5 protein-coding genes and 1 pseudogene are annotated in these 5,347 nt (G+C 70.7%); 5 read left to right on the top strand and 1 reads right to left on the bottom strand.

Translation table 11 applies throughout. The annotated features are described in order from the left end of the window. Window positions 1–251: 251 nt before the first annotated feature. From fabG to ACWGDE_RS25325, 5 genes are all read left to right on the top strand, one after another. Window positions 252–1,013: a 3-oxoacyl-ACP reductase FabG gene (gene fabG, locus ACWGDE_RS25345; RefSeq protein ID WP_453391320.1), complete on the top strand. Its 762-nt coding sequence runs from the start codon at window positions 252–254 to the stop codon at window positions 1,011–1,013. 20 nt (window positions 1,014–1,033) lie between these two features. Beyond that, a complete protein-coding gene (locus ACWGDE_RS25340) occupies window positions 1,034–1,816 on the top strand; it encodes an SDR family oxidoreductase (RefSeq protein WP_453391319.1) in 783 nt (260 codons plus the stop codon). A gap of 152 nt (window positions 1,817–1,968) precedes the next feature. Beyond that, window positions 1,969–3,552 (top strand): ABC transporter substrate-binding protein, encoded by a 1,584-nt coding sequence (locus ACWGDE_RS25335; RefSeq protein ID WP_453391318.1) that lies wholly within the window; start codon window positions 1,969–1,971, stop codon window positions 3,550–3,552. A 174-nt stretch (window positions 3,553–3,726) separates the two neighbouring features. Then, window positions 3,727–4,395 (top strand): uracil-DNA glycosylase, encoded by a 669-nt coding sequence (locus ACWGDE_RS25330; RefSeq protein WP_453391331.1) that lies wholly within the window; start codon window positions 3,727–3,729, stop codon window positions 4,393–4,395. 95 nt (window positions 4,396–4,490) lie between these two features. Continuing rightward, on the top strand, window positions 4,491–4,979 hold the full coding sequence (locus tag ACWGDE_RS25325) for a hypothetical protein (protein WP_453391317.1): 489 nt from the start codon (window positions 4,491–4,493) through the stop codon (window positions 4,977–4,979). 87 nt (window positions 4,980–5,066) lie between these two features. Here the strand turns inward: ACWGDE_RS25325 and ACWGDE_RS25320 are convergent. Beyond that, window positions 5,067–5,347 (bottom strand): annotated as a pseudogene (locus ACWGDE_RS25320) (hypothetical protein); the annotation flags it as partial.

Raw genomic sequence — 5,347 nt, 5'->3', positions numbered from 1 at the left:
CTGCGGGCCGGGCTGGCCGGGGGTGCCGGGCCCGCCGGGGGCGGGGGGGGGCGGCGCGGTTGGGGGGGCTCGGCCCCCCCAACCCCCGCGCCTCGAACGCCGGCGGGGCCGAATACGGCCCGGTGGGCCTGGATCCGCTCCCCGTTGACACGGGGTGCCAGGGCTCCTAGCGTCTCCTCAGCCGAAGCTACTAAGCGGTTGCTCACCTATGGGAACCGTTTCGGCCACCACAAGGGCGAAGGAGATCCAGCATGTCCACCACCGAGCAGCGCGTCGCGATCGTGACCGGGGCGGCCCGGGGCATCGGCGCGGCCACCGCCGTACGCCTTGCCGCCGAGGGCCGGGCGGTCGCCGTCCTCGACCTGGACGAGGCGGCCTGCAAGGACACCGTGGAGACGATCACGGCGGCCGGCGGCAAGGCCGTGGCGATCGGCTGCGACGTCTCCGACGCCGCGCAGGTGGAGGCGGCCGTCGAGCGCGTCGCGAACCTGCTGGGCGCCCCGACCGTCCTGGTCAACAACGCGGGTGTGCTCCGGGACAACCTCCTCTTCAAGATGAGCGAGAACGACTGGGACACCGTCATGAACGTGCACCTGCGCGGCGCGTTCCTGATGTCGAAGGCCTGTCAGAAGTACATGGTGGAGGCCAAGTTCGGCCGCATCGTGAACCTCTCCAGCAGCTCGGCCCTGGGCAACCGCGGCCAGGCCAACTACTCGACGGCCAAGGCCGGCCTGCAGGGCCTCACCAAGACGCTCGCCATCGAGCTCGGCAAGTTCGGCGTCACCGCGAACGCGGTCGCCCCCGGTTTCATCGCCACGGAGATGACCGCCCAGACGGCCGCCCGCGTGGGCATGGAGTTCGAGGACTTCAAGGCAGCGGCCGCCACCCAGATCCCGGTCCAGCGCGTCGGCCTCCCGGACGACGTCGCCAACGCCATCGCGTTCTTCACCGGCGAGGCCGCGGGCTTCGTCTCCGGCCAGGTCATGTACGTGGCCGGCGGCCCGCTCAACTGACGAGAGGCAGGGCGCAGGACATGAGTGAGACGGCGTACGAGGACCCGCGCGGCGGCGCGGACAGCGGCAAGGTCGCGCTGATCACCGGGGCGAGCCGGGGCATCGGCTACGGGATCGCCGAGGCGCTGGTGGCGCGCGGCGACCGGCTCTGCATCACCGGGCGCAACGAGGAGGCCCTCAAGGAGGCCGTGGAGCGGCTCGGGGCGGACCGGGTGATCGGTGTCGCGGGCAAGGCGCACGACGAGGCCCACCAGGCCGTCGCGGTCGAGCGGACGATGGAGGCCTTCGGCCGCGTCGACTTCTTGATCAACAACGCGGGGACCAATCCGGTCTTCGGGCCGATCGCGGACCTGGACCTCGGGGTCGCCCGCAAGGTCTTCGAGACCAACGTGATCTCCGCGCTCGGCTTCGCCCAGCGCACCTGGCACGCCTGGCAGAAGGAGAACGGCGGGGCGATCGTGAACATCGCCTCGATCGCCGGCGTCTCGGCCTCGCCCTTCATCGGGGCGTACGGGATGAGCAAGGCGGCCATGATCAACCTGACCCTCCAGCTCGCGCACGAGATGGCGCCGGGCGTCCGGGTCAACGCGATCGCGCCGGCCGTGGTGAAGACCAGGTTCGCCCAGGCGCTCTACGAGGGCCGCGAGCAGGAGGCCGCGGCGGCCTATCCGCTGGGCAGGCTGGGCCTTCCGGAGGACATCGGCGGGGCCGCCGCTTTTCTTACATCTGCACAAGCGGAATGGATCACGGGACAAACTCTGGTCGTCGACGGGGGAATGTTCCTCAATGCCGGAGTGCATTGACCGATAATCGGACGCATTTGCCCCCGAAGAGGGGGCAAATGCGTACCGAATACGCACGAATTCGGTCAAGTGCCGCACGAAACCTGCCCATTGGATTTGTGAGGCACTGCGGTAGGGTCTGCCGCACCCCTGGCTGATCGAGGAGCGTGCACGTGTTCAACCGGACCAGATGCCTGCAGATCACTGCGGCCCTTGCGTCCATATCCCTGCTCTCCGGATGCGGCCTGTTCTCGGACGACGGCGGCGACGGCGCGCAGCGGATTGTCGTCGGCACGACGAGCGCACCCAGCACCCTCGATCCTGCGGCGGCCTGGGACGGTTCCTGGGAGCTGTACCGGAACGTCTACCAGACCCTGCTGGCCTTCCCCACGGGTGCCACCAAGCCCCAGCCGGACGCCGCCCAGAGCTGCGAGTTCACGGACTCCGGGAACGAGTCGTACCGCTGCGTCCTGAAGAAGGGCCTGAAGTTCTCCAACGGAGAGGTGCTGGACGCCAAGGCCGTCAAGCACTCCCTCGACCGGATCAAGACCATCAACGCCCCGGCCGGCCCCAAGGCCCTCTTCGGCAGCCTCGACAAGATCGAGACGCCGGACGCGCAGACGGTGGTCTTCCACCTGAACACCCCGGACGCCACGTTCCCCTTCGTGCTCGGCTCCCCGGCGGCCTCCCTGGTCGCGCCCAAGGAGTACCCGGCCGACAAGCTGCGGGAGGGCTCCGCGGTCACCGGCTCCGGCCCGTACACCCTCGACTCGTACAAGGAGGCCGGCGAGGCGGTCCTGAACCGCAACGACAGCTACGCCGGCTTCGCCAACCGCCGCAACAACGGCGTGACCATCCGCTACTTCGCCGACTCCAAGAAGATGATCGCGGCCCTCAAGGCCAAGGAGATCGACGCGACGTACCGCGGTCTGTCCGCCCCGGAGATCAAGGACCTGCAGACCCCGGAGTCGCACAACGAGGGCGTCCAGGTCGTCGAGAACGTCGGCGCGGAGATCCGCTACCTGGTCTTCAACCCCAGGGACCCGATCGCCGCCAAGGCCCCCGTGCGCCAGGCGATCGCCCAGATCGTCGACCGCGGCGCGCTCGTCTCCAAGGTCTACCAAGGCACCGCCGAACCGCTGTACTCGATGGTCCCCAAGGGGGTCGTCGGCCACAAGACGCCGTTCTACGACACCTACGGCCAGGTCGACGTCGCCAAGGCCAAGAAGATCCTCAAGGACGGCAACGTCCCCGTGCCGGTCGAGATGACCTTCTGGTACACCACCGACCGGTACGGCGCCTCCACCGCGGACGAGTTCACCGAGCTCAAGCGCCAGCTGGACGAGAGCGGCCTCTTCAAGATCACCCTGCGCGGCCAGCCCTGGAAGGATTTCCAGCAGGGCTACAAGAAGGGCGAGTACCCGGTCTTCGGCCGCGGCTGGTTCCCCGACTTCCCGGACCCGGACAACTTCATCGCGCCGTTCGTCGGCAAGGACAACGCCGTCGGCACCCCGTACGAGTCCACGGAGATCCTCAACCAGATCCTGCCCAAGTCCCGCCGCGAGAGCGACCGGTCGGCCGGCATCCACGAGTTCGAGAAGGCCCAGCAGATCTTCGCCGACGACGTCCGGCTGCTGCCGCTGTGGCAGGGCAAGCTGTACGTGGCCGCACGCGACGACATCGCGGGCGCCGAGCGGGCGCTCGACCCGCAGACCGTCATGCAGGTGTGGGAGCTGTACCGCAAGACCAGCTGGTAGCACGCCGTGACCGCGGCGGCCGGGTCCCCGAGCGGACGCGGCCGCCGCGTTGTCAGTGGCCCCCGGTAGGTTCTGGAGCAGTCGCGCGAAGCAGTTGCGCGAACGCGAAGACGCGAAGTCTCGACGTCTCGACGTCTCGAAGAACGTGTACCGGAGGTTGTCGCCGTGACCCAGATGCTGCCCGAGTCCTGGCTCCCCGTCCTCGGCGGGGAGCTGGAGCAGCCCTACTTCAAGGAACTCACCGAGTTCGTCGAGAAGGAGCGGGCGAACGGGCCGGTCTACCCGCCCCGCGAGCAGGTCTTCGCGGCGCTGGAGGCCACACCCTTCGACCAGGTGAAGGTACTGGTCCTCGGCCAGGACCCGTACCACGGCGCCGGCCAGGGTCACGGCCTGTGCTTCTCCGTGCAGCCGGGCGTCAAGACCCCGCCCTCGCTGCGCAACATCTACAAGGAGATGCACGCCGAGCTGGGCACCCCCATCCCGGACAACGGCTATCTGATGCCGTGGGCCGAGCAGGGCGTCCTGCTGCTCAACGCGGTGCTCACCGTCCGCGAGGCCGAGCCCAACTCGCACAAGGGCAAGGGCTGGGAGAAGTTCACCGACGCGGTGATCCGCGCGGTCGCCGGGCGTCCCGACCCGGCCGTCTTCGTCCTCTGGGGCGCGTACGCGCAGAAGAAGCTCCCGCTGATCGACGAGGAGCGCCACGCGGTGGTCAAGGGCGCCCACCCCTCCCCGCTGTCGGCCAAGAAGTTCTTCGGCTCCCGGCCCTTCACGCAGATCAACGAGGCCGTGGCCGCCCAGGGCCATGCGCCGATCGACTGGCGCATCCCGGACCTGGGCTGATGCCCGACCGCGCCTAGGCGGCAATGCCGGTGCCTCCGGCTAGCGTCTTGACGATCAGACCGGAGCAGGTCTGGCAGAGCTAGCCGGAGGCCGCGTTGACGGAGCAGCAGGAGGCGTCGGAGGACGCCGTCATGACCAGGATCGGCCAGGCGGTCATCCTGCTGCACGCGGGTGACCGCGAGGAGGCCCGCAACCGGCTCGGCGAGATCTGGACCGAGCTCGGCGAGGAGGGCGACTCCCTGCACCGCTGCACGCTCGCGCACTACATGGCCGACGCCCAGGACGACCCCGCCGAGGAGCTTGCCTGGGACCTGCGTGCCCTGACGGCCGCCGACGGGCCCGGCCCGCCGCCCGCCCTCCGGGTCTTCTACCCGTCGCTGCACCTGAGCCTGGCGGCCGACTACGTGAAGCTGCGCCGCCCCGAGGCGGCCCGGCTCCACCTGGCACGGGCCCGCGCCGCCACCGTGGAGCTGGGGGACGACGGCTACGGGAACGGCGTACGGGCCGCCATCGCCCGGCTGGAGCGGCGGCTCGCGGCGGAGCCGGGCGAGGCCCACCGGCCGTTCCCGGAGCAGCACCCCTAGACGGCCCCGCAGCGGCGCTGAACGGTCCGGGACGGGCCCTTTAGCACCTCCGGGGGTTCCGGGGCCGGGCCGCACGGCGCCGGGGCCTCAGCCGCCGTGGACGCCCGCGCAGATCCGGGCCTCCGGGCTGTCCGGATGCCAGCGCCCGTGCCGGCGGCCCAGCGCGCACACGTCGGCCGGGCGCACCGGCAGCTCCCGCACCAGCTCGCGCGGGACCTCCGCCTCCTCGGACCGGGGACGGCGCGGGCCGTGCCCGTCGGGCCGCCCGTCGGAGTGTCCCGGGCGCTCTCCGGGCTCGCGGGGCTCCGGGATGTCCGGGACCGGGGGGACGCCCTCAGGGGCGCCGCCGGCGGCGCCCCGGTCCGCCG

The sequence above is a fragment of the Streptomyces sp. NPDC054956 genome (assembly GCF_053609185.1).
Note: the sequence above shows the minus strand (reverse complement) of the source record. Positions and strands in the feature narration are given on the sequence as shown.

What these genes read in the sequence shown, in the direction of transcription:
- ACWGDE_RS25340 (WP_453391319.1), top strand. Translation starts at nt 1,034, where the DNA reads ATGAGTGAGACGGCGTACGAGGACCCGCGCGGCGGCGCGGACAGCGGC.
- ACWGDE_RS25330 (WP_453391331.1), top strand. Translation starts at nt 3,727, where the DNA reads ATGCTGCCCGAGTCCTGGCTCCCCGTCCTCGGCGGGGAGCTGGAGCAG.
- fabG (WP_453391320.1), top strand. Translation starts at nt 252, where the DNA reads ATGTCCACCACCGAGCAGCGCGTCGCGATCGTGACCGGGGCGGCCCGG.